This window comes from Paraburkholderia aspalathi (assembly GCF_905220735.1).
Classification (GTDB): domain Bacteria; phylum Pseudomonadota; class Gammaproteobacteria; order Burkholderiales; family Burkholderiaceae; genus Paraburkholderia; species Paraburkholderia aspalathi.
Map to the genome: position 1 here is coordinate 355,176 of NZ_CAJNBA010000001.1, position 22,590 is coordinate 377,765.

The 22,590-nt window shown below is 62.4% G+C and carries 19 protein-coding genes; 3 read left to right on the plus strand and 16 right to left on the minus strand.

What is annotated here, in order from left to right:
- Positions 1 to 78: 78 nt before the first annotated feature.
- The 9 genes from KHO30_RS01480 to KHO30_RS01520 form a co-directional block, all read right to left on the minus strand.
- On the minus strand, positions 79 to 927 hold the full coding sequence (locus KHO30_RS01480; RefSeq protein WP_054034763.1) for an ureidoglycolate lyase: 849 nt from the start codon (positions 925 to 927) through the stop codon (positions 79 to 81).
- A gap of 62 nt (positions 928 to 989) precedes the next feature.
- The gene (locus tag KHO30_RS01485) at positions 990 to 1,733 is read right to left on the minus strand and encodes an SDR family oxidoreductase (protein ID WP_093634399.1); all 744 of its coding nucleotides are present in this window, start codon (positions 1,731 to 1,733) and stop codon (positions 990 to 992) included.
- A gap of 55 nt (positions 1,734 to 1,788) precedes the next feature.
- Positions 1,789 to 2,619: an amidohydrolase family protein gene (locus KHO30_RS01490; RefSeq protein WP_211700935.1), complete on the minus strand. Its 831-nt coding sequence runs from the start codon at positions 2,617 to 2,619 to the stop codon at positions 1,789 to 1,791.
- 7 nt (positions 2,620 to 2,626) lie between these two features.
- Entirely contained in the window at positions 2,627 to 3,667 is a 1,041-nt protein-coding gene (locus KHO30_RS01495; RefSeq protein ID WP_211699826.1) for an aldo/keto reductase, read from the minus strand.
- Positions 3,668 to 3,907: 240 nt separating this feature from the next.
- Entirely contained in the window at positions 3,908 to 5,224 is a 1,317-nt protein-coding gene (locus KHO30_RS01500; RefSeq protein ID WP_200617525.1) for a UxaA family hydrolase, read from the minus strand.
- A 42-nt stretch (positions 5,225 to 5,266) separates the two neighbouring features.
- Complete coding sequence (locus KHO30_RS01505; RefSeq protein WP_234487781.1) at positions 5,267 to 5,620, minus strand: UxaA family hydrolase; 354 nt, start codon at positions 5,618 to 5,620, stop codon at positions 5,267 to 5,269.
- A gap of 25 nt (positions 5,621 to 5,645) precedes the next feature.
- Positions 5,646 to 6,701, minus strand: coding sequence for an ABC transporter permease (locus KHO30_RS01510; RefSeq protein WP_154557991.1), 1,056 nt, complete (start codon positions 6,699 to 6,701; stop codon positions 5,646 to 5,648).
- Positions 6,691 to 8,211 carry a sugar ABC transporter ATP-binding protein gene (locus tag KHO30_RS01515; RefSeq protein ID WP_211699827.1) on the minus strand — a complete coding sequence of 507 codons (1,521 nt, stop codon included), beginning with the start codon at positions 8,209 to 8,211 and terminating at the stop codon, positions 6,691 to 6,693. Before KHO30_RS01515 ends, KHO30_RS01510 begins: the two co-directional genes overlap by 11 nt.
- Positions 8,208 to 9,257 (minus strand): sugar ABC transporter substrate-binding protein, encoded by a 1,050-nt coding sequence (locus KHO30_RS01520; protein ID WP_093634395.1) that lies wholly within the window; start codon positions 9,255 to 9,257, stop codon positions 8,208 to 8,210. The genes KHO30_RS01515 and KHO30_RS01520 overlap by 4 nt, the downstream gene beginning before the upstream one ends.
- Before the next feature lie 271 nt (positions 9,258 to 9,528).
- On the opposite strand from KHO30_RS01520, the gene KHO30_RS01525 reads away from it, so the two are divergent.
- Entirely contained in the window at positions 9,529 to 10,317 is a 789-nt protein-coding gene (locus KHO30_RS01525) for an IclR family transcriptional regulator (RefSeq protein ID WP_093634394.1), read from the plus strand.
- Between the two features lie 77 nt (positions 10,318 to 10,394).
- Positions 10,395 to 10,940 carry a hypothetical protein gene (locus KHO30_RS01530; RefSeq protein ID WP_054034758.1) on the plus strand — a complete coding sequence of 182 codons (546 nt, stop codon included), beginning with the start codon at positions 10,395 to 10,397 and terminating at the stop codon, positions 10,938 to 10,940.
- A gap of 106 nt (positions 10,941 to 11,046) precedes the next feature.
- On the opposite strand, the gene KHO30_RS01535 is transcribed toward KHO30_RS01530, so the two are convergent.
- Positions 11,047 to 13,542: a bifunctional acetate--CoA ligase family protein/GNAT family N-acetyltransferase gene (locus KHO30_RS01535; RefSeq protein ID WP_211699828.1), complete on the minus strand. Its 2,496-nt coding sequence runs from the start codon at positions 13,540 to 13,542 to the stop codon at positions 11,047 to 11,049.
- Positions 13,543 to 13,904: 362 nt separating this feature from the next.
- On the opposite strand from KHO30_RS01535, the gene KHO30_RS01540 reads away from it, so the two are divergent.
- Positions 13,905 to 14,774 carry a LysR substrate-binding domain-containing protein gene (locus tag KHO30_RS01540; protein ID WP_211699829.1) on the plus strand — a complete coding sequence of 290 codons (870 nt, stop codon included), beginning with the start codon at positions 13,905 to 13,907 and terminating at the stop codon, positions 14,772 to 14,774.
- 124 nt (positions 14,775 to 14,898) lie between these two features.
- Here the strand turns inward: KHO30_RS01540 and KHO30_RS01545 are convergent, their stop codons facing one another.
- The 6 genes from KHO30_RS01545 to KHO30_RS01570 form a co-directional block, all read right to left on the minus strand.
- Positions 14,899 to 16,500: a peptide chain release factor 3 gene (locus tag KHO30_RS01545; RefSeq protein WP_211699830.1), complete on the minus strand. Its 1,602-nt coding sequence runs from the start codon at positions 16,498 to 16,500 to the stop codon at positions 14,899 to 14,901.
- A 393-nt stretch (positions 16,501 to 16,893) separates the two neighbouring features.
- Positions 16,894 to 18,279, minus strand: a complete 1,386-nt coding sequence (locus KHO30_RS01550) for an MFS transporter (RefSeq protein WP_200617545.1) — start codon at positions 18,277 to 18,279, stop codon at positions 16,894 to 16,896.
- A gap of 186 nt (positions 18,280 to 18,465) precedes the next feature.
- Positions 18,466 to 19,905 carry an NAD-dependent succinate-semialdehyde dehydrogenase gene (locus KHO30_RS01555; protein ID WP_211699831.1) on the minus strand — a complete coding sequence of 480 codons (1,440 nt, stop codon included), beginning with the start codon at positions 19,903 to 19,905 and terminating at the stop codon, positions 18,466 to 18,468.
- On the minus strand, positions 19,902 to 20,939 hold the full coding sequence (locus tag KHO30_RS01560; RefSeq protein WP_211699832.1) for an aldo/keto reductase: 1,038 nt from the start codon (positions 20,937 to 20,939) through the stop codon (positions 19,902 to 19,904). The genes KHO30_RS01555 and KHO30_RS01560 overlap by 4 nt, the downstream gene beginning before the upstream one ends.
- Positions 20,940 to 21,021: 82 nt before the next feature.
- Positions 21,022 to 21,546 carry a formaldehyde-activating enzyme gene (fae, locus tag KHO30_RS01565; RefSeq protein WP_093634452.1) on the minus strand — a complete coding sequence of 175 codons (525 nt, stop codon included), beginning with the start codon at positions 21,544 to 21,546 and terminating at the stop codon, positions 21,022 to 21,024.
- A 630-nt stretch (positions 21,547 to 22,176) separates the two neighbouring features.
- On the minus strand, positions 22,177 to 22,467 hold the full coding sequence (locus tag KHO30_RS01570; RefSeq protein ID WP_054034751.1) for an H-NS histone family protein: 291 nt from the start codon (positions 22,465 to 22,467) through the stop codon (positions 22,177 to 22,179).
- Positions 22,468 to 22,590: the final 123 nt, after the last annotated feature.

The following is a 22,590-nucleotide window of genomic DNA, read 5'->3' on the forward strand; positions in this document are numbered from 1 at the left end:
AAAAAAAACCGCGCCTGCTGGGAAGCAGGCGCGGTTTTTCATTCTGAACAGCGCTGATTGCGCGGCTTACTGCATCGCTTATTCCGCCGCGTAAGTCTTCTGCGTCTGTTCGCCAAGACCTTCAATACCGAGGCGGATCGTCTGGCCCGGCTTCAGATACACCGGATTCGGCTTCACGCCCATACCGACGCCCGGCGGCGTGCCGGTCGAAATCACATCGCCCGGTTGCAGGCTCATGCACTGCGACACATACGACACCAGCTTCGCGACGCCGAACACCATCGTCTTCGTGCTGCCGTTCTGATAGCGATGGCCATCCACTTCGAGCCACAGGCTCAGGTTCTGCGGATCGGCAACTTCGTCGCGCGTCACGACCCACGGGCCGATCGGGCCGAAGGTATCGAAGCCCTTGCCCTTATCCCACGTGCCGCCCTTCTCGATCTGCCACTCGCGTTCCGACACGTCGTTGATCACACAGTAGCCGGCAACGTAATCGAGCGCGTTGGCTTCGTCGATATATTTCGCGGGCTTGCCGATCACCACGCCCAGTTCGACTTCCCAGTCGGTCTTCTTCGAGCCGCGCGGAATTTCGACGTCGTCGTTCGGGCCGCTGATCGCGCTCGTCCACTTGTTGAAAATCACCGGTTCCGCCGGCACCGGTAGATTCGATTCGGCGGCGTGGTCCGCGTAGTTCAACCCGATGCAGATGAACTTGCCGATCTTGCCGACGCACGGTCCCATGCGCGGATTGCCTTCGACCAACGGCAGCGAAGCCGGATCGAGCGCGCGCAGCTTGGCGAGGCCTTCGTCAGTCAGCGCGGCGCCGTCGATATCGCCAACCACCTTCGACAGATCGCGAATCTTGCCTTGCGCGTCGAGCAGGCCCGGCTTTTCCTGGCCTTTCGGCCCATAACGAAGCAGTTTCATCGTTGCACTTCCCTTTCCGTTCAGTGGTATTCGGTTCGTGTGTCAGCGTCGATCAGTGTGCGTCAGTTCGACCAGCCGCCGTCGATCACATGCGCGTGGCCAGTGGTGAACGACGATTCGTCGGACGCGAGATACAGCGCCAATGCGGCGATCTCTTCCGGCTTGCCGATGCGGCCCATCGGCTGACGCGCCACAAAAGCCGCCTGCACGACGTCGAGCGTCGCGCCCTGCGCCTTGGCCTGCTCAACGATCCGCTGTTCGAGCGACGGCGAATGCACCGTGCCCGGGCAGATCGCGTTACAGCGTACACCACGTGTGATGAAGTCTGCAGCGACGGACTTGGTCAGCCCGATCACCGCGGCTTTCGACGCGCTGTAGGCAAAGCGGTTCGGCACGCCCTTCACGCTAGAGGCCGCTGACGACATATTGATGATAGAACCGCCGCCCTTCTCCAGCATGGCCGGCAAAAACGCGCGGATCATGCGGTACATCGCCTTCGCGTTCAGGTCGAAGGCGAAGTCCCAATCTTCTTCGCTGCATTCGAGAATCGAGCCGGCGTGCACGAAGCCCGCGCAGTTGAACAGCACGTCGATCGCGCCGAGCTCGGCGGCCAGCGCCTTGATCGCCGCGTTGTCGCGCACGTCGAGCTTGCGCGCTTCGACCGGCTTGCCGGCGAGTCCGTCGATGCGGATATCGGTGGCGATCACGCGCGCGCCTTCGCGCGCGAACATTTCCGCGGTGGCGAGACCGATACCTTGTCCTGCAGCGGTGATCAGGGCCGTCTTGCCGGCCAGTCTTTGTGTCATCTACGACTCCAGTTGAATGGGCTTTCTCTTGTCTTCGTAACTCGTCTTCGTCACATCAAAGTCGATAAAACGCAGCGGCGTTGCCGCCGAAAACCGCGTCACGCTCGGCGTCGCTCAAGGACGCGAGCAAGGTGTTCGCCACCGAGTGCCAGACCTGATAGTCGCCGTTCAGATCGAGCACGGGCCAGTCGCTGCCCCACATCAAACGCGAGGGGTCGAATGACTTCAGCAGATGCTCGACATACGGATGAAGCGTTTCTTCGCTCCAGCCAGGCGACGCTTCTGTGACGAGTCCCGACAGCTTGCAATGCACTTGCGGCAACTTTGCGAGCCGCGTGATTGCGTCGGCCCATGATTGCCAACCCGCGCGACCGTAACGGATCGGTGGCTTCGCGCCGTGATCGACGACGATGCGCAGCGCGGGGAAACGCGCCGCGAACGTTTCGAAAGGCTCGACATGCCGCGCGTAAATCAACGCGTCGAACGCGAGGTCGTGCTCGATCAGTGCTTCGATTGCGGGCACGAGATCGGGATTCGCAATCCACGTATCGTCGGGCAGATCCTGCAGCATCGGCCGCACGCCTTTGAACTTCGGCTCATGCGCCAGCGCTCCAATCACGGCCGGCGCCGTGGGTAACAGCAACGGCACCCAGCCGACCACACCGGCAATCGATGGCTCATGCCGCGCGATGTCCAGCAAGTAGCGCGTTTCATCGATGGTCGGCGCTGCCTGGACCACCACCGTCCGTTCGACGCCCGCTGCTTCTCGCAGTGGCTTGAGATCGTCGGGACCGAACAGCCGGTACAGGATTTTCAGTTCCGGCGTGAGCCACTCGTAGTCGCCACGAGCGGGGTCCCAGTAGTGCTGGTGGGCGTCGATACGTATCGTCAAATCAATCCTCCGGCGCGGGCGCGCGGCTGTCGAGCAAGCCCTTGTCACGCAACGCGGACCACAGATCCGCGGGGATCTGCTGCTCGAACGACGCGGCGTTCTCGCGCAATTCATTGGCACTGCGCGCGCCGGTCAACACGGTTGCGACCGCCGGATGCGCATACGGAAACTGCAAAGCTGCGGCGGCAAGCGGCACGCCATGCACCCGGCACACCGCTTCCAGCCGCGCGACGCGTTCGATGATTTCGCTCGGCGCGTCGCCGTAATTGAATTTCAGATCACCTGAGACGCCGCGCGCCAGAATGCCTGAGTTGAACGCGCCGCCTAACAGAATGCTGACGCCGCGTTGTTCACATGCTGGGAGCAGATCGTTGAGCGTGGTCTGTTCGAGGAGCGTATAACGGCCCGCGAGCAACGCGCAATCGATATCGAATTCGGCCATCACGTCGAGTATTGCCGCGCCTTCGTTGACACCGAGCCCGACAGCCTTGACCGCGCCTGAGGAGCGCAGATCATCGAGCGCACGAAAGCCGCCGCCTTCGGTGAGTTGCTGCCAGTAATGGGGGTTCTTGTCGCCATGCGTGACAACGCCAATATCGTGCACCAGCAGAATGTCGATATCGACCATGCCGAGACGCTGCTGGCTGTCTTCGAACGAACGCAGAATGCCGTCGTGCGTATAGTCGAAGATCGCCTGGAACGGCAGCGGGTCTTGCCAGCCTTCGCTGCCGTCGTAGGGCGTGGTGCGCGGTACGAAGCGGCGCCCGACTTTGGTGGACAGCACGTATTCACTACGCGGGTATCCGCGCAACGCGTCGCCTAGACGGTGCTCGGCTTTCGTGTGACCGTAGTGCGGCGCGGTGTCGAAAAAGCGCACGCCGACGTCCCACGCAGCGGCGATAGTCGCATGCGCTTCTTCTTCGGACAGATCGCGGTACAGACCACCCAACGGCGCCGTACCGAGCCCCAATCCGGATACCTGCAATGCACGACGGCCGATGTTGCGCCGCTGTTCGATCTTCGAACCGATCTTTGCCGTCATGGACCACGTCTCCTATGTCGACCAGAGTTAGCGCTTTAGCGCTTACTCTGGTCCCATGCAATGCTGTCGACCAGAGTTGGCGCATCAGCGCTTACTCTGATCCCGTTTATGTTTTAGCACGTGCCGACGATGTTTGCCCGCTGCCGCGCTAGTAGCGACGGACTTGGCGTGCCGATGGCCGCTGAGTCGATTACGGCTCGGGCTTGCGGTCGTACTGATCGCTGAGGACGCTAAGCCCGCTCAGTGCGGCTCGATCGCAACAACCCGATGCGGCGGTGCAGCGCTCGACGGCAAACACGCCGGGCCCACTGGTTCGAAAGTCTTGTACGTCAGGATGAATTCCTGATGACCGAGCATTTCCGATTTCGACGCCGCCCCGAGCGATACTGCCACCGTTTGCTCGAATACTTCGCGGCCGACTTCGTCGAGCGTGCCGCGGCCTTCGAGAATGCGTCCTGCATCGACATCCATATCGCCGGCGAGATTGCGGTAGGTCGCGGGATTCGCGCACACCTTGATGACCGGCGAAATCGCCGAGCCGACAACCGATCCGCGTCCGGTCGTGAACAGAATCACATGCGCGCCGCATGCGATCAGCTCGCCGATTTCCGCGTTGTCGCTGATGTTCGGAAAGCCAAAGCGCGGTTCGCCGTCAGGGACGACGTCGAGAAGATAGAGGCCACCGGTCGGCGGAACGTCGCCGGGTTTGATAATGCCGACAATCGGCGACGCGCCGCTTTTCGCATACGCGCCCAACGATTTCTCTTCCTGCGTGGTGAGGCCGCCGTCCGCATTGCCGACGGCAAAACTGCCATGCCCAAGAATCGAGTAGTAGCGCGCCGCCTTCGCCACGCACGCGACAATTTCATCCCCGAGTTCCGGTCTCGCGGCACGCGTTTTCATATGAAACTCGCAGCCCACCAGCTCGCCGGTTTCTTCGAAGATGCAGGTCGCGCCCGCATCGATCAGATGATCGAACGCACGGCCCACGGCCGGGTTTGCGGTGATGCCGCTGGTTCCGTCAGAGCCGCCGCAAATCGTGCCGATCACCAGTTCGCTCAGCGCCATCGGCACTTTCTTCTGCGCGGCAAGTTGCTTGCGTGCGTCGCGAATCCAGTCGACGCCGTATTGAATCGTGCTGCGTGTGCCGCCTTTTTCCTGGATCGTCAGGACTTCGACGGGACGGCCGCTCGCGCGCACCACGTCCACAAGGTAATGCTTGTTCATGCTCTCGCACCCGAGCGACACGAACAGCACCGCGCCTACGTTGGGATGCGTGGTGAGGCGCTCGAGCATCTTTTCGGCGTACCCATTCGGATAGCAACCGGGAAAGCCGATCAGATGCACGGGCGGCTCGCGCTCGGCGGAAGGATCGTCGAACGCGTCGAGCGGTTCGCGGAACTGCGTGACGATCTCGCGCGCGACGTGATGCGCGCACTCGACCAGATACGCCACCGCAACCACATTGCGGATGCCCTTGCGGCCATCCTTGCGCGGATAGCCCTGCAACAAGGGCTGATGCTGCGCGGCGGCGGATGCTACGGAAGTGTCAGTCATGATCATTCCAGCGCGGCGCAAGGCCACGTCAATGTGCTCAATTCAGTGATGGACGAACTCGTGGCCCGCGTCGTGCGTATACGTGGGCAGGTAATCGCTTTCGAGGTTGTGCGTATGCAAATGCGCACCGCGCGCCACCGCCTCGGTCACGTGACCGATCACTGCGCCGTAACGCAGCACCTTGTCGTCTTTCGCGAGTTCATGGCGCGCGACCTTGTGGCCGAGGTCGATGGTTTTGGTGAGCGTCACGCGCTCACCTTCGATCTCGACTTGCGTGCCTGCGTCGAGACGCGCCGCCGCGATCAGGCAGTTGTCCGCGGGGCTGAGCAGGATCAGGCGTGGATCGGTTTGCAACGTTTGGGGCGTTTGCGCGGTTTGCGTTGAGCTGCTGGTCAAGTGCGTTCTCCGTGATGCGTGTGCATTAGTTCTGGCCTTCGCCGCTGGCGAGCCGCGCCACCATCAGCGAGCCCAAAATGATCGCGCCGTAGATCGCCTGAATCCAGAACGACGGCACCTGGGCCAGCGTCAGCAGGTTCTGCACGACGCCGAGCAGCAACACGCCGGTGAGCGCACCGAGCATCGAGCCCTTGCCGCCGTCGAGTGATATGCCGCCGATCACCGCCGCCGCGAACACCGTGAAAATCATGCCGTTACCCTGGTTTGCGTTGATCGCGCCAACATAGCCAGTCACGATCAGACCGCCCACCGAGGCAAGCATACTGCCGAGCACGAATACGCCCCACGTAATGCGCTCCACGCGAATCCCAGCTGCGCGCGCCGCTTCCGGATTACCGCCGATCGCGTACAACGCGCGACCCAGGCGGTGATAGCGCAGCACGAACGCAGCGATGGCAAACGCTGCCGCCGCAAGCCATACCGACAACGGCAAACCGAGCACGATCGTGGTGGCGAGCGAGAAGAACGACGGCGGCATATCGAACAGCGTGCCGCCTTTGGTCGCACCGACCAGCATGCCGCGCAGCACGATCAGCATCGCCAGCGTAACGATGAAGGCGTTCAATCGCAAACGCACCACCAGGAAACCGTTGACGAAGCCAATCACCGCGCCAACCACGAGGATAGCCAGCAAACCCGCCGCCGCCGGCCATTGCAACCCGAAGCCCGCGGACGCCGCCGGCATCACCAGCATCGCGCCGATAGCCGGCGCAATGCCCACCGTCGATTCGAGCGACAGATCGAACTTGCCGGTCAACACGATCAGCGATTCGGCGAGCACAACCAATGCCAATGCCGCGGACGCCCCCAGCACGCTGATCAGATTTGCCTTCGTCAGAAAGCTCGGGCTGACGAACGCGCCGATCACGAGCAGCAACGCAAGCGCGGGCAGCAAGGCCAGTTCGCGCAGCCGGGCGAGTTCGCTGCGGGCACGTTTGCCGCTTGAGGCCGCCGCGATCGGCTGCGGTTGCGCTTGAGCTTGCGCGGTGCCGAATGCAGGGCTGGGCACACTATTCTTCATGGAGACTCACTCCTTCAACGGATGCGATCAGGTCGTGGTCTTGCCAACCCGCGGGAAATTCGGCCGCGACACGGCCACGGAACATGACCAGCACACGGTCACAGGTACGCAGATCGTCGAGTTCGCCGGACACGACCAGCACGGCCTTGCCCTCCTCTCGCACGCAATCCACCACTGACAGCAACGCTTCTTTCGATTTCACATCGACGCCTGCCGTAGGGTCGATCAATACAAGCACGTTCGGATCGGTGGCGAGTGCGCGGGCCATGACGACCTTCTGCTGATTGCCGCCCGAGAGCCCTGACACGACATGCTCGGGGCCTTGCGCGACGATGCCGAGCGCGTCGATCATCTTCTGACCGAAGGCGTTCTTCTTCGCCGGCGGCGCAATGCCGAATTTGCCGAGCAGGCGCGCGATCGTCATCGAGGCGTTTTCGGCAACCGATTGCGTCAGCACCAGGCCTTCGTGATGGCGATCCTTCGGCACGCAGCCGATGCCGTGAGCCAGCGCAGCGGGTACATCACCGGGTGGCAGCGTCGTGCCATCCACGCTGATCGAGCCGCGCCTGGCCGCACGCAAACCGGCAATCGCTTCGGCCACGCTGGTGCGGCCGCTGCTCGTTGCGCCGGTCAGCCCGACCACTTCGCCGCGCTTCACCGTGAACGACACACCTTCGTAATCGGAACCCACCAGATCTTTGACTTCCAGCGCAATGGCGGTGTCCGCCGGCAACGCATCGCGCGCCGCCGCGTCAGCGACGGCCAGGCCGCCGCGCTCGCCGGTCATCGCTTCGATCAATTGCTCGCGCGGCAACGCGGAAACCGGCGCGCTGACGATATGTCGCGCGTCGCGCAGCACCGTCACCGCCTGGCAGATTTCATAGACCTCTTGCAGATGATGAGAAATAAAGAGGAACGTCACGCCTTCGCGCTGCAACTCGCTGATGCGGCGGAACAGGCGCTTGATTTCGTCGCCGTCGAGTTGCGCGGTCGGTTCGTCGAGAATGATGAAGCGCGCGCCGTACGACAGCGCCCGCGCAATCTCCACGAGTTGCCGTGCTTCCACGCTCAGATCGCCGGCGCGCGCATCTTCTCGTACGTCGATCTTCCAGTGATCGAGCAACTCACGTGCATCGCGGCGCATGGCGCGCCAGTCAATCACGCCCCCGCGTGACGGCTGCCGGTTGATGAACAGATTCTCCGCGACGCTCAGATCGCGAATGATCGTCGAATGCTGATAAACGCAGGCCACACGCTCGCGCCACGCATCACGGTCCGCGATCGACGGCGCGGCCGCGCCGCCAAAACGCACCTCGCCGGTATCGGGCTTGCGCAGGCCGGTGAGGATCGACACCAGCGTCGATTTGCCCGCACCGTTACGCCCGACGAGCGCATGCGACTCGCCAGGCATCACCCGGATGCTCACGTCTTTCAGCGCGGCCGTGGAGCCGAAGCGTTTGGTGACCTCAAACGCTTCGACGACCGGCACGGAGGGCGTCGGCTCGTTCATTTAACGGTATTGCCCCACAAGGCTTTGTCGTCGACATTCGCCTTCGTGACGAGCGGTGCGGGCAATTGATCTTCGAGAATGCCCGGCGCCAACTGGACGATGTTGCTGCCGTGATCCGTCGGGCCCGGCTTGAAGGTCTGTCCGGCCAACGCTGCCTTGATGTAGAAGAGACCGTATTTCGCGTAGGAATCGGCAGGCTGCGAAATGGTGGCGTCGATATCACCACGACGGATGGCCTCGAACTCCTGCGGAATGCCGTCGTTACTGACAATCACGACGTGCTTCGCATCGCCGGCCGGAAACAGCATCTGCTTGCGGCGCAGCGTTTGCAGCGTGGGCGACAGATAGACGCCGCCGGCCTGCATGTAGATTGCCTTCACGTCAGGATTCGCGGTGAGCAGACTGTCGAGCGCGGTAGCCGCGACGTCACCCTTCCAACTTGCCGGAATCTCCAGCAGCGACAAACCCGGGAAGCCCTTCAGACACGAGCGGAACGCTTCTGAGCGGTCGCGTCCGTTCACTGACGCCAGGTCGCCCATGATCTGCACAACCTTGCCCGACTTCACATGCTCGCCGATGTACTTGCACGCTTTCTCGCCGTAGGCGTGGTTGTCGGCGCGCACCACCATCGCCACCTTGCCTTGTGTCGGCGCGACGTCGACGGCGACCACCGGCACGTTCTTCGCCGATGCCGCATCGAGCGCGCGACTGATCGCCGCCGAATCCAGCGGGCCGACCACGATGCCTTTCGCACCGAGGTTCAGCAGGTTGTTCATGTCGGTGATCTGCTGGGCCGGATCGCCGTTCGAATTGACCGGCGCGAGGATATCGATGCCCATGTCCTTCGCGTACTTGGGCAGATAGTTGTTGTACGACTGCCAGAACGGCGACGTGAGAAGCGGCAGACCGAGGCCGACCTTGCCGGCGTCAGCGGCGTGTGCCGCACCGCTGACGGCGAGGCTGGCGACGCAAGCTGCCGCCGCAACGGCGAACAACGAACTCTGGAAGAAACGGCGAGCCGGGTGCGGCCCTTTCGCGAACGACATGGTTGTCTCCTGCTAGTGCATGCGTTGTGGGAACTGCGTGAACCCGCCATGCGAGTGGCGGGCACTTGGTCCTGCGCTTTCTTATGAAGTATTGGTGTGCGTTCATTCACCAATGAACGTATTATTCATATACGGACTTTTCGAAGTCAAGCGATGTGCACTGCATCATGCCTCGGTGTTTCCCCTGGCGCGTGCCACCTCGCGCGAGATTCCCCACGCACTTACACTCACGCGCCAGATAATGAGAACAACACACGGAACCTCGCTCACCATGGACGCAGACGACAAAGACGACGCCGACCGTTACCGCGCCCCCGCGTTGGACAAGGGCCTCGACATCCTGGAACTGCTCGCCGAGCAGAAAGAAGGGCTGACGCGCGCCGAAATCACCAAGCGGCTGGGACGCAACGCGAGCGAGATGTACCGGATGCTGGAGCGACTGGTCGCACGGCAGTACGTAGTGCGCTCGGCGGCGGGCGACCGTTATTCGCTGAGCCTGAAGCTGTATGCGCTCGCGCATCGTCATCCGCCGATGAACCGCCTGATCTCCGAAGCCCTGCCGCTGATGCAGCGTTTTGCCGATGCCGCGGAGCAATCGTGTCACCTCGTGGTGTACGACCGCGGCAATCTGCTGGTGATCGCGCAGGTGGACGGACCGGGCACGTGGGGCATGTCGGTGCGGCTCGGCTCGCGGGTCGGCCTGATCGATACGGGTTCGGGCCGCGTGATGCTCGCGTTTCAAAGCGTCGAGCAACGCGACCAGATGCTGGCCGAACACACCAAGGTGAAAGGCGAAGTCACGATCGATCGCGAAGCCCTGGAACAGGCATGCGAGCGGATTCGCGCGGCGGGTTTTTCGCAGAAGGACAGTCAGCAGACCTTCGGTGTCACGGACGTCACGTTTCCGATTCAGGGGCCGTCCGGTCAGGCGATCGCGGTGCTCACGTGTCCGTACCTGCGGCGCATCGACGAATACGTCGCGCCGACGCTGGAGGCGGCAACGGCGCTGCTGCGTGAGACGGTGCAGGCGCTCTCGATGTTTCGGGAAGAGGCTGTTTAATGGACATGGTTTAGAATGGCGACCCTTTCAAAAATCACGCCGCAGAGGTCTCCTCATGCGCGCTCAACGATCAAGCAATGGCGAAACTTCTGACCGATTCCGAATTCCAGCGTTTTTCCGAACTTCAGCAGAAGCAGTCGAGCTTCACGATCACGCCCGAAGAAGCCGACGAACTGCGCGACATCGTCGCTCATGCGCAAAAGCGCCGTGACGACCGCGCTGCAGCGATGCACAGCATCGAGACCTTCATTCAGCAATTCGACATCAGCCCGGACGAGCTGTTTTCGGCTGAGCAGATCGGTGACGCCGCGCGCACCTTCGGCCTGATTCCGGCCGCGAAGAAAGAGCGCGTGCTGCCGCCGCAGTTCACGTTCAACGGCAAGCCGTATCAATGGACGGCGCGTCCGCTGCCGGACGACATCCGCGTGCCGCTGTTCGACGCCTTCAAGGCGGGTGAATCGGTGAAGTCGTTCATCGCGACGCTGAAGGACGCGAACCGTTGCGCCGCGACCATCGCGCGCCTGGAACGCGAAACCGGCGCTGTGTACGCTGAAGCGCTGCTGGAAGAGTTGTCCGTGACCCGCACGCAAGTCGACGAAGCCGCGGCGAAGCTGCCGGCTTAACTGCTGAAGTCACAACGCCTAGGTCGCGAATCGCCGCGGCCTGGCGTCACAGTCATAGCGGGCGGCCTTGTGTCTGTGAGCTTCGGCAAGCGCCGTCCCCGCCAACTTAAGCTTGCGCCGGTTCATCCAGCGCCATCCTGAAGCCGACCACGCCGGGATCTTCCGTCGGCGTGATGGTGAAGCCGCAGGACCTGGCTAGCGCGATCATCGGCGCGTTCTCCCGCAACGCCTCGCCTACCAGCCAGTGGATGCCGCGCGCCCGCGCGTACTTGATGATCCGATCCATCAGCAATTGTCCAAGGCGCCGGCCTTTCTGGTCGGAGCGCACTGCCACGGCGAACTCGGCTGTCTCGTTGTCGGGATCAGCGACGGCGCGCACGACGCCGAGCGTGCGCGTGAAACCGTCTTCGCTGGCGACCGTCGCGATCAGTGCCATTTCGCGGTCGTAGTCGATCTGCGTCATGCGCGCGAGTTGTGAATGATCGAAGCTGCCGACCGCGCCGAAAAACCGCAAACGTAAATCTTCCGGCGTCATCGCTTCGACGAAATCGTGATGCGCGGCTTCGTCTTCCGGACGGATCGGCCGGATCGTCACACGCAGGCCCTGCCAGTCGAGCGTCTCTTCGAAGCGGCGCGGATAGGGTACGATCGCAAGCCGGCTGCGCGTCGCCGCCAGGCTGAGGGTCGGCTCGACTACCACCACGTGGTCCTTGAACACCCGCAGCGTCAGCGAGAGGCCGACGATCTCCTTGACGTCGCAGACCGCCTGCGAAAGCGCCGTCAACGCGGTTAATGCCGGCTCGGGATCGATCAGGCGCGCGTAGCGCGAGTGCGTGACCATGTCGCGCGCGAGCATCGGATTGAGTGGCGGCAAGCCGTAGACGCGCAGCGGATCGGACACGCCATCCGTCGACGGCGCGGTGAACCGGAAAACTGGGCCGAAATTGTCGTCGTCGTGAAGTTCGACGGCGAGGGCGACAACCGGCTTGCGCGACTGCGCGGCGACCAGTTCCTCGCAATCTGTTTGTGCCGGCGCTGCGGTTAGTTGCTGCGCGGCTTGTTGGGATAGCACTTGCGTCGATCCTTGCGTAGCGCCTTGCGCTAATGCTTCTTTCGTCGTCGGGTCACCCCCTTGCGTTTCAACGCTCAGCCCAAAACGCTCAAGAAACTGTGCCGCTGCCGCCCCGGTTAGTTGGTGCTCACCTGCGGCAAGTGCAGCACGTGCTTGCGCCTGAGCGGCGTCGATTGCTTCGGGTATCTGCGCCGGCAAACCTTCCGGCGTCTGCATCAGCAACTCGCGGCCCATCCGGTAGTCGACCAGACGCGCAAAGGCGCGCGCCAATCGCTGCGGCGTCGTATGGACCGGAATGCCTTGCGCATGCAGGGCATCACGCGTGGCCGCGTCCACGCCGCCGAAAAAGCATGCGAGCAGCCCACGATAGGCGAAGCGCTGATTCGCGATCAATGCCTGCGCGACCTCACCGACCGGCGCGCCATGCGTCGACGCGTGGACCACGAAGGCCGTGCCCGTGCTGCGATGCTCGGCGAGCAGTTTGAGCGCGGTGCCGAAATGCTCGGGGCGCGCATCGTCGCCGAGTCGTAGCGGATTGCCCGCCACCGCGTGCGGCAGCGCTTCGCTTAGCGCCGCGTCCGCTTCGGCGGGCCACGGCGCGAGCGTGTCCCCGGCGGCGGCAAAGGCGTCGCAGGCGAGCGTGGCGAGACCGCTGTCGCTGGTGATCAGCGTCGCGGTCGCGCCTGCCGCCACCCGGCCCACGCCGAGCGTTTCGATTTCATCGAGCAGATCGTCGAGCGAGTCGACACGCACCATGCCCGCGCGGCGGAATGCAGCGGTGTACAGCGCGTCGGCCGGATCGGCGCGGCCTGAGCGTAGTGCCAGTACCGGTTTGTTGCGCGCCGCGGCGCGAGCCGCCGACATGAATTTACGCGCGGCGCGCACCGTATCCAACTCCAGGAGGATCGCGCGCGTGCCGGGATCGCTCGCCAGATAGTCGAGTACGTCGCCGGCATCCACGTCGGCTTCGCCACCCAGCGCCACGGCGTGCGAAAAGCCTAGGCCGCGCGCATGCGCCCAACCGAGCACGGCATTCGTCAGTGCATTCGATTGCGACACCCATGCCACGCCACCCGCCTTCACCGTGCACGACGGCGCACCGAAATGCGCGTGGAACGCCGGCGACACCACCCCGAGACTGCCCGGCCCGACGATGCGCAGCAAATGCGGCCGCGCCGCCGAGAGCGCATGCCGGAGATGCACGCGGTCCTCATCGCTCCGCACCTCGCCGACGATGATCGCCGCGCGCGTGCCCAACCCGCCGAGCTTGTGGATGATGCCGGGCCACGTATCGGGCGGCGTGCAGATCAGCGCGACGGTAGGCGCTTGCGGCAAATCGCCGACATCGCCGATGACCTTGCGGCCGCCGAGCGTCTCGTATTTCGGATTGACCGGCCAGACAGGGCCCTCGAAGCCGCCTTCCAGCACACGCGCCCACACCATTGCGCCGGTGCTGCCCGGTCGCTCGGAGGCGCCGATCACGGCGACGGATTTAGGGCGGAACAGGGCGTCTAGGTTGCGAACGGTCACGGGCGCTCCAGCGGAGTGTGAAGTAGGCACAGCGGCCAGGTGGCGCGCGTCTTCGTCAGGATAGGCGAAGTCGAGAGCTTGCGCGGCGGCGGTTCTGAAAACGCGGCGTGATGTGGACGAAATCCCATTGATCCGCACCAACGCACGCCAGAATTTTTTTAGCGCGATCAGGCAAAATATCAAGCCTGAATGCGACAATCCTGGGGATGCCCGACCAGCCCGTTTGCCTCTGAAACGTACGGGCTGATTGATGGCGGCATGGCGCGTCGGAGACAACGCGCGGCACGAACATGGATTACGCGAGCAGGCACGCGACAACCGTCACGCCCGCTCCGGACGAACAAAGAGACAGAAGGTGATTTATGCGGCGCTTGCCATCACTGATCGCGTTGCGCTTCTTTGAAGAAACAGCCCGGCACATGAGCTTTAACCGCGCGGCCACTGCGCTATGCGTTACCCAAGGCGCGGTGAGCCGGCAGATCAAGTTGCTCGAGGAATCGCTCGGCGCGAAGCTGTTTGAGCGCGATCACAAGGGTATCCGGCTGACGCCGGCCGGGCTGCAGTTCCTGCCTTGCCTCTCCGAGGCCTTCGACACCATCGAACGCGGCTTCCGTCAGATCACCGCAGCCAAAGGGCGGCGGCGTCTCGTCGTCGCCGTGCCGCCCACCTTTGCGACGCAATGGTTCTCGCCGCGGCTCGGTTCCTTGGGAGACGAATTGCCCGATGTCGAACTGTCCGTTCGCACGTCGCCCACGGAAGACTGTCACTGCGTCATCCGCTTTGGCCGAAACGCACTGGCGGGTGCGCATTCCGAATTGCTGATGACCGAGCGCCATGTACTGGTCGGCGCACCGGGTCTGCTCAGCGAATCACTCGACATGCTGCTCGAACATTTGCCCGCGCTGCACGTGCTGCATAACGACGCCCGCCTGGACCTATGGCCGAACTGGCTGGCGAAGGCGGGCCTGCCCTCACGCTACGCGGAAAACGGCATCGAGTTTTCTACGCTGGAGCAGGCGATCCGCGCCGCGCGTAAAGGCGCGGGGCTGGCGGTGGTCGATCGGAACATGATCGTCGAGGAACTGGCGGACGGGAGTCTCGCGCGGTTTTCCGATGTTGAAGTAGCCGGGCCGTATGGCTACTGGCTCGACGTGGCGCAACACCACGCGTCGCTTGAACATGTGCAAGCGTTTGCCGGGTGGATGCGGGAAGAGGTTTTGAAGATGGAATGAGGCGGTGCGGCTGCATTGCCTTGGACAGCGACCAGCAAAGCAGGGGCGAAAAAAAGCCGCGTTTTTTGACGCGGCTTTTTTTCGTCTAACGACGCAAGCACCGAGCGATCGCGGCCGGATGACGTTACATCGCCTTCTTGAACGGCGCGCCTGAATGCTCGCGCAATTCGTTGAACACGATCTTCGGCCACGCCTTCTGCGCGACTTCGATCTCCGACACGTGCGATGCCAGATACGTCGGCGCATCCGATGCATCGAGCGCGATCCGCGCCGCGTACGAATCCGTAAAACGGCGCAATTCGGCCGGATCGTCACACGTCACCCAACGCGACATGCGATAGCGCGCCGGCGCCATCCGCACATCGACCTTGTATTCCGTCGACAAGCGGTGCGACACCACCTCAAACTGCAGTTGACCGACCGCGCCGAGAATCATCAGACCGCCGACTTCAGGACGGAACACCTGAATCGCGCCTTCCTCGCCGAGCTGCTTCAGCGCTTCGCCGAGTTGCTTGGCGCGCATCGGATCGACTACTTCGACCGTCTGGAAGATTTCCGGCGCGAAGAACGGCAAGCCGACGAACTGCAACAGTTCGCCTTCGGTCAGCGTATCGCCGAGACTCAACGTGCCGTGATTCGGAATACCGATAATGTCGCCCGGGTACGCCTCACTAACAGTCTCACGACGCTGCGACAGGAAAGTCACCACGTTATTCGCGCGGAAGGTCTTGTTCGTGCGCGTCACCTTAACCGCCATGCCGCGCTCGAAGTGCCCCGAACACACGCGAATGAACGCCACGCGGTCACGGTGCGCGAGATCCATGTTCGCCTGCACCTTGAAGACGACGCCGGTGAACTTCGGCTCGTCCGGCATCACCGGACGTTGCACGGTCATGCGCATCGACGGCGGCGGCGCCAGATCGACCAGCGCGTCGAGAATTTCCTTCACGCCGAAGTTATTGATCGCCGAGCCGAACAGCACTGGGGATTGCTGACCTGCGAGGAACTGCTCGCGATCGAAATCAGGCGACGCGCCGGTGATCAGATCAATCTCTTCTTTCGCCTTGACCCAGCTATGGCCGAAGCGGCGTTCGCCTTCTTCATCGCTGAGCGCTTGCAACGTTTCGACCGCCCCGCCCGCCTTATCCTGCCCGGCGCGGAACAGGCGCACCTGGTCATGCTGAATGTCGTAGACGCCCTGGAAGTCCTTGCCCATGCCGATCGGCCATGTGAACGGCACGGCGGCGACGCCGAGATGCTGCTCGATTTCATCGAGCAGTTCGAGCGGCTCGCGCACTTCGCGGTCGAGCTTGTTGATGAAGGTGACGATCGGCGTCTTGCGGCTGCGGCAGACTTCGAGCAGTTTCAGCGTTTGCGCTTCGACGCCGTTCGCGCCGTCGATCACCATCACGGCAGCGTCAACCGCCGTCAGCACGCGATAGGTATCTTCGGAGAAGTCTTCGTGGCCCGGGGTGTCGAGCAGATTGATGACGGCGTCACCGTACTCGAACTGCATGACCGAACTGGCGACGGAAATGCCGCGCTGCTTTTCGATCTCCATCCAGTCCGAGGTCGCGTAGCGATTGCTCTTGCGGCCCTTCACGGTACCGGCGATCTGAATCGCGCCCGAGAACAGCAGCAGCTTTTCAGTGAGCGTGGTTTTGCCCGCGTCCGGGTGGGAAATAACCGCGAACGTGCGGCGGCGTTTGAGTTCGGAGACTGACATCGGGTCTGGCGGTCACGGATAGAGGTTCGGGCGGTGTCCCGAAGCTTGTGGCCTCGGGTCTGCCACGTCTGGCGCGGCGGCGTCGAGCTGCGGGAGTTGGATCGGAGACCCGCGTCACGATGGCAACTCCGCCGCGTCACAACCAACCAGGTTACGAACGAGCGTTTGGAAATACGGGAATTGCCGGCACAGAACAGCGCAGGGAACGAATGATACACGTCATGGGGGATGACGTATGGAAATGGGGTTTGGGGGTCACATGGGCGATCGGCGATTAGGACCTGTTCGACAAATGCCTGGAACGCCTCCGGCCGGCTCTCGCGCAGCAAATGAGAAACCCCGCCGCATTGTTGCCGATGCGACGGGGTTTCCAAACAACACACTGACCGCAGACTACGCGCCGCTGGCTTCGTTCAAGGTCAGATGCTTCGTTTCAGGCGCCCATGCAATCGACACCACCATACCGATCAGCAGGACAACAGCAAGCACCATCATCGTCGCGTGAAAACCCAGGTGGAGGATGCCGAGCGGCAACAGAAACGTGCCGACGGCCGAACCGAGACGGCTACACGCAATCGCCAGCCCGACACCACACGCACGCACCTCGGTCGGAAAACACTCTGGAGGAAACACGCCGACAAGGTTCGAGAACGCCGACATCGTCAGCGTGAAGATCGCGAACGCGACGATCATCGCAAGCGTTGCGGACTCCGGCAGCAGGCTCAACGCAATCAACGACATGCATGTCACCGCGAACGAGCCAATCAGAAACGCGCGGCGCGATAACTTGATGGTGAGCCAGATACCAATCAGCGCACCAAGCACGAGGAAGCCGTTCAACAGAAAATCCGCACCCGATCCGTCGTTCAAATGGATCGCTTTAAGAATGGTGGGCAGAAATGTGTAGATCGCGAAGTACGGAATCACGAGGCACACAAAGAACGCGCAGTTGAAGATCGTTCTGCGGATCAGGTCCTTCTTGAACAGGCGCATGAAGCCGCCGCGCGTTTGCGCGTGATCATCGTCGGCGCCGTCGAGCGTTACGTTAGGGCCGAAGTGCTTGAGCACGATTGCCTCGGCTTCAGCAACACGTCCCTTGCCGTGCAACCAACGCGGCGACTCCGGTGTGCCCATACGCAAAATCAACACGATCAGCGCCGGGATGCCAGCGGACGCAAGTAGCCAGCGCCATGCGTCGGGCGACGCGTCGGCATACTGCATGCCGAGCACGTTGGCGACCACGTAGCCGATCGTCCACACCACGCTGAACGATCCAAGCAAAGTGCCGCGATGTTTGCGTGGCGAAAACTCCGCGAGGATTGCGTGCCCAACGGCAAAATCGCCGCCCATGCCGAAACCGATCAACACCCGCAGCAGGCACAACTCGAATGGTGAACTCACATAGAACTGCGCGAATGCGGCCGCAGTGATGATCAGAAAACTCATCAAAAAGATCTTCTGTCGCCCCAGACGATCCGACAGCCAGCCAAACACGAGGCTGCCGACAAAGATGCCCATCAGCGCGGAACTGCCTATCATGCCCATCCAGAACGCGTCGAGCGGCATCTGGCGATTCAGCGACGCCAGCGCATAGCCGATCGTGCCGAGTGCAAACCCTTCAGTAAAGTGAGCGCCGAACGTCAACCCGGCGATCTTGACGTGGAACGCGTTCAACGGAACGTCATCCAGAGGAACGGGGCCGCGCACGGCCGCCGCTGCGGCGGACGGCAAAGTGGGGGCGAGGCCGAGAGTGGCCGCCTGGCTATCCTGAGTGCTCACGCTGTCTCCTTGTTTGTACGTGCGCGGATGGCGCGGTGCCGGCGTGATGCCGGTGCCGCGCCAAGCCACGCAGTTGGGCTCGTTATTCCCTTCGCGGTTTATCCCGTCGTTCGCCTCGCTGTTCGCCGTGTGCTACGGCATGCGATGTACAAGGCGAATGGGTGAGATGAACGCATAAGACGCAGATCAGCGGCCGAGCCCGCCCATCATCATGTACTTCAGTTCCGTGTATTCATCGAGCCCGTACTTCGAGCCTTCGCGGCCTAGGCCTGATTGCTTGACGCCGCCGAATGGCGCGACTTCAGTCGAAAGAATCCCTTCGTTAATGCCGACCATGCCGCTCTCCAGCGCCTCCGCGACGCGCCATGCACGCGCCAGGTCACGCGTATAGAAATAGGCAGAGAGACCGAACGGCGTATCGTTGGCCGCAGCGATGGCTTCGTCTTCCGTCTTGAAGCGAAAGCACGCTGCCACCGGGCCGAAGGTTTCTTCCGCGGCGACCAGCATAGACTTCGATGCATCGATCAGCACGGTCGGCTCATAGAATGTGCCGCCGAGCGCGTGCGGTTTGCCGCCCGTTAAAACCTTCGCACCTTTCTGCAACGCGTCGGCGACATGCGCTTCCACCTTCTTCAGCGCCGCCTGATTGATCAGCGGACCTTGTTCAAACTCGCCTTGCTGCGCGTTGCCGACACGCATCTTCCGCACGGCTTGTGTCAGCGCCTGCGTGAATGCATCGTAGATACCGTCCTGCACGTAGAAGCGATTCACGCACACGCAGGTCTGACCGGTATTGCGGAATTTCGAGGCCATCGCGCCTTGCACTGCCGCGTCGATATCCGCATCGTCGAACACGATGAATGGCGCGTTGCCGCCAAGCTCCAAAGACAGCTTCTTCAGCGTATCCGCCGACTGCTTCGCGAGCAGTTTACCGACGCGCGTCGAGCCGGTGAACGATAACTTACGCACCACCTCCGATTCAGTCAGCACGCCGCCAATTGCCACCGCATCGCCGGAGACGATGTTGAACACACCCGGCGGAATGCCAGCCTTCTCCGCCAGCACCGCCAACGCCAAAGCGGACAACGGCGTTTCTTCGGAAGGCTTGAGCACCATCGTGCAGCCCGCCGCGAGCGCCGGGCCGGCCTTGCGCGTAATCATCGCAAGCGGGAAGTTCCACGGCGTGATAGCCGCGACTACGCCGACCGGTTCGCGCGTCACGATGATCTTCGCGTTTGGATTCGGGCTCGGGATCACGTCGCCATAGCTGCGCTTGGCTTCCTCGGCGAACCATTCGAAGAAGCTCGCCGCATAGCCGACTTCGCCGCGTGCTTCGGCAAGCGGCTTGCCTTGCTCACGCGTCAGCAGTTCAGCGAGCGCGTCGCGGTTCTCGAGCATCAACTCGCCCCAGCGTCTGATACGCGCACCACGTTCTTTTGCGGTCAGCGCGCGCCACACCGGAAAAGCGCGTTCAGCCTCGGCAACGGCCTGCGTCGTTTCCGCCGCGCCGCCCTTGGCGACTTGAGCGATCACCTCGCCCGTCGCGGGATTCAGAACGGGATACGTGCTTGCGCTTTCGTACCACTCACCGCCAATGTAATGTCCGGTTCGGAGAAACTCGTTCATGCTGCCTTCTCCAGGTTCTCGACGAACGTGCCTTGCGCAAGCCGCGCTTCACGAGCGATGCGTTTGCCCGCGGTGTAGTCGTTGATCAGATCGCACGGGGTGTAATTGCGTTCGAGTTCGAATAGTTCGTCGGCGGAGAGCTTCGTGCCTAAAGCGGCCAACGCGCTATCGAATTGCGCAGGCGTGTCTGCCCCTACCAGCATGCTCGCCACACCACCATGATTCAGCACCCAGGCCTGCGCGATCTGCGCAGCGGACACGCCGCGCCGCGCCGCCACGCGCGCCACCGAAGCAGCAATCTCACGAGACGCCGTATCGCCGTACATTTGCGCGGTGAAGAAATCGGTCTGGTTACGCGTTGAGTTCGGATCGCAGGTCAACAGACCACGCGCCAGCGGACTGAACACCGACACCCCGACGCCCTGATCCTGGCAATACGGAATCATTTCGCGCTCTTCCTCGCGATAGGCCAGGTTGAGCTGCAGCTGCATGTTGATGGGTTTGTGCCAGCCATTGCGCTCGCAGACCTGCATGATCTTCGCGAACTGCCACGTGTACATCGTCGATACGCCGATATAACGAGCCTTGCCCGCGCACACGATATCGTTCAACGCACCCAGCGTTTCCTCGACCGGCGTGTTCACGTCGAAGAAATGCAGCATGTAGATATCGACGTAATCCATACCGAGGCGCGTGAGCGACGCGTCGATACCATCCATGATGTGCTTGCGCGAATGGCCGCCGGCGTTCTGATACGTGCCCATGTCGTACCCGACCTTGGTCGTCACGACAATCTCCTCACGCCGTGCGACGCGCTTCAGAATGCGGCCCACCACTTCTTCGCCCACGCCGGTCGAATAGAAATCGGCGAGGTCGATGAAATTGACGCCGGCTTCCAGCGCGTGACGCACGATCGGTTCGCTCTGCGCTTCGTCGAAAATCCACGGCTTCCATTGCGGCGTGCCCATGTTCATCGTGCCGAGGCACAGACGCGACACTTTCAGGCCCGAGTGGCCGAGGCGAATGTATTCCATAGTGCTTGTCTCCTTCCTGATCACATTCAGTAGCGCACGCAGCAGCACGCCCCTCACGGCGCGCGAACCACGTTGCGTGTGATTAACGTTGTTTGGGGGTGTAGAACGGATTCGATACGTCGCGCGCGGCGGCAAACACTTCATCGCGATGCGGCAGGCCCTTCATCGCCGCGAGAATCGCGTTCTTGCACGCGCGGTAGTTGTTCTCGAAGACGGCGTCGAGATCGTCGGTGGCCGGATTGACCCAGTTCGCGGATACCACCACCCAATCGTTCTCCGCTTCGGGCGGCAACGTGCCGTTCTCCAGTGATTCGGCCACCGCTTTCGCGATGCCGGCTTGCGAAGCACCCCACGTCGCGTTGCCGTGGAAGTCGCTGCCGATCTGCGCCTTGTTCACATAGAGCGTCAGCGGCTTGGTCGGCACACCCGGCCGCGCGATCACGACAAACGGTGCATGCCCCGCTGAAGGCGTCGCCAATGCCGTAGCGAAGGCCTGCCCTGCGGGGCCGTTGCGTGGGCCGACCAGCACGTTGATATGCGCGAGATTGACGCCAGGACCTTCGAATCCTTCGCCGATAAAGAGTTGTTTGTCCGTCGATACGCTCATGGTCTTTCCGTCGAGGTTGAGTGGATGACCGATTGTGCTGCGCGGTCTCAGCGACCATGTATCGATGAGTTTTGATCCGGGGTATGAGGCGAACTCATCTCCGGGTTTGCCCCGGGCGCACCAGTCGGCACGTTGGATGTGCGCGTTGAGTCGCGCGCACGTTCAAGCGCAAAGGTGAGACTTTTCGGGACTCGCGATGGCGAGCCTCGAATCTAGGCGAAAGGTGAACGCACAGAAGACCGCACACGCACCCGCGGCGCGAGGTTCAGCAGCGAGGCGAAGCACGCGGAAAAGACCGTGTGAGAATCGAACGATGGAGTACGCGATTCTTCGCATAGCCAGGGAACGCCCACCAGCAAAGGCTGGCGCGGGTTTCGAGGGAGGTCGCGACACCGCGAGAGACAGCCGGAGTGATCGCACCGCAAGGTGCGTCATCCGACAAAACCAGGCTCACCGAAACAACGAACCCTGGCGCGAGGCGCCTCGCTAAACCCACGGCGCGCGTTGCAAGCTCACGCGAAAGGTGAGCGTTTTCGGGACCCTCTCAGCGGTGCGAGAAAAACCCGACGCAACTTCACTTCAGAAAAATTCGGCGCGTTGCGAGCGCAAGCGCCACGGTCGAACCGTACTCTAGCCTTCGATCAGAAAGCGCTCGCGATTCTTGCCGGCGAGCCAGCCAGGCGAGCGACCACGGCCACTCCACGTCTCGCCGGTTTTCGGGTTGCGGTACTTGGCTACCGAAGGCGCTTTGCGTACCGCGGCACGCTTGCTCGTAAAACCCAGCTCTTCCGCGGTCAGATCGTACTCGGCAACCTTCTGCTTGATCTCGGCAATCGCCTGTGCGATTTCCTTTTCGCGCGCCACCGCGACTTCTTTATGGAGCTTCTCGAGCTGAGCAGTCAACTGTTTATATGAGGCCATGGCGGGTACTCCGATCGATTTGACGAACTGCGGTGCGGACACTTGCGGACACTATCAGACGAATAAAGTGCCGGATAGAGCGGCCCGCGCAGGGCGGTCCGCTCAGAGTGCGCCCGTGAACCG

Excerpts from the sequence above, each read along its gene's own strand:
- KHO30_RS01540 (WP_211699829.1), top strand. The coding sequence starts at position 13,905 with ATGCGGCGCTTGCCATCACTGATCGCGTTGCGCTTCTTTGAAGAAACA.
- KHO30_RS01530 (WP_054034758.1), top strand. The coding sequence starts at position 10,395 with ATGGCGAAACTTCTGACCGATTCCGAATTCCAGCGTTTTTCCGAACTT.
- KHO30_RS01525 (WP_093634394.1), top strand. The coding sequence starts at position 9,529 with ATGGACGCAGACGACAAAGACGACGCCGACCGTTACCGCGCCCCCGCG.
- KHO30_RS01570 (WP_054034751.1), bottom strand. The coding sequence starts at position 22,467 with ATGGCCTCATATAAACAGTTGACTGCTCAGCTCGAGAAGCTCCATAAA.
- KHO30_RS01500 (WP_200617525.1), bottom strand. The coding sequence starts at position 5,224 with ATGACTGACACTTCCGTAGCATCCGCCGCCGCGCAGCATCAGCCCTTG.
- KHO30_RS01480 (WP_054034763.1), bottom strand. The coding sequence starts at position 927 with ATGAAACTGCTTCGTTATGGGCCGAAAGGCCAGGAAAAGCCGGGCCTG.
- fae (WP_093634452.1), bottom strand. The coding sequence starts at position 21,546 with ATGAGCGTATCGACGGACAAACAACTCTTTATCGGCGAAGGATTCGAA.
- KHO30_RS01545 (WP_211699830.1), bottom strand. The coding sequence starts at position 16,500 with ATGTCAGTCTCCGAACTCAAACGCCGCCGCACGTTCGCGGTTATTTCC.
- KHO30_RS01560 (WP_211699832.1), bottom strand. The coding sequence starts at position 20,939 with ATGGAATACATTCGCCTCGGCCACTCGGGCCTGAAAGTGTCGCGTCTG.
- KHO30_RS01555 (WP_211699831.1), bottom strand. The coding sequence starts at position 19,905 with ATGAACGAGTTTCTCCGAACCGGACATTACATTGGCGGTGAGTGGTAC.
- KHO30_RS01495 (WP_211699826.1), bottom strand. The coding sequence starts at position 3,667 with ATGACGGCAAAGATCGGTTCGAAGATCGAACAGCGGCGCAACATCGGC.
- KHO30_RS01485 (WP_093634399.1), bottom strand. The coding sequence starts at position 1,733 with ATGACACAAAGACTGGCCGGCAAGACGGCCCTGATCACCGCTGCAGGA.
- KHO30_RS01520 (WP_093634395.1), bottom strand. The coding sequence starts at position 9,257 with ATGTCGTTCGCGAAAGGGCCGCACCCGGCTCGCCGTTTCTTCCAGAGT.
- KHO30_RS01510 (WP_154557991.1), bottom strand. The coding sequence starts at position 6,701 with ATGAAGAATAGTGTGCCCAGCCCTGCATTCGGCACCGCGCAAGCTCAA.
- KHO30_RS01515 (WP_211699827.1), bottom strand. The coding sequence starts at position 8,211 with ATGAACGAGCCGACGCCCTCCGTGCCGGTCGTCGAAGCGTTTGAGGTC.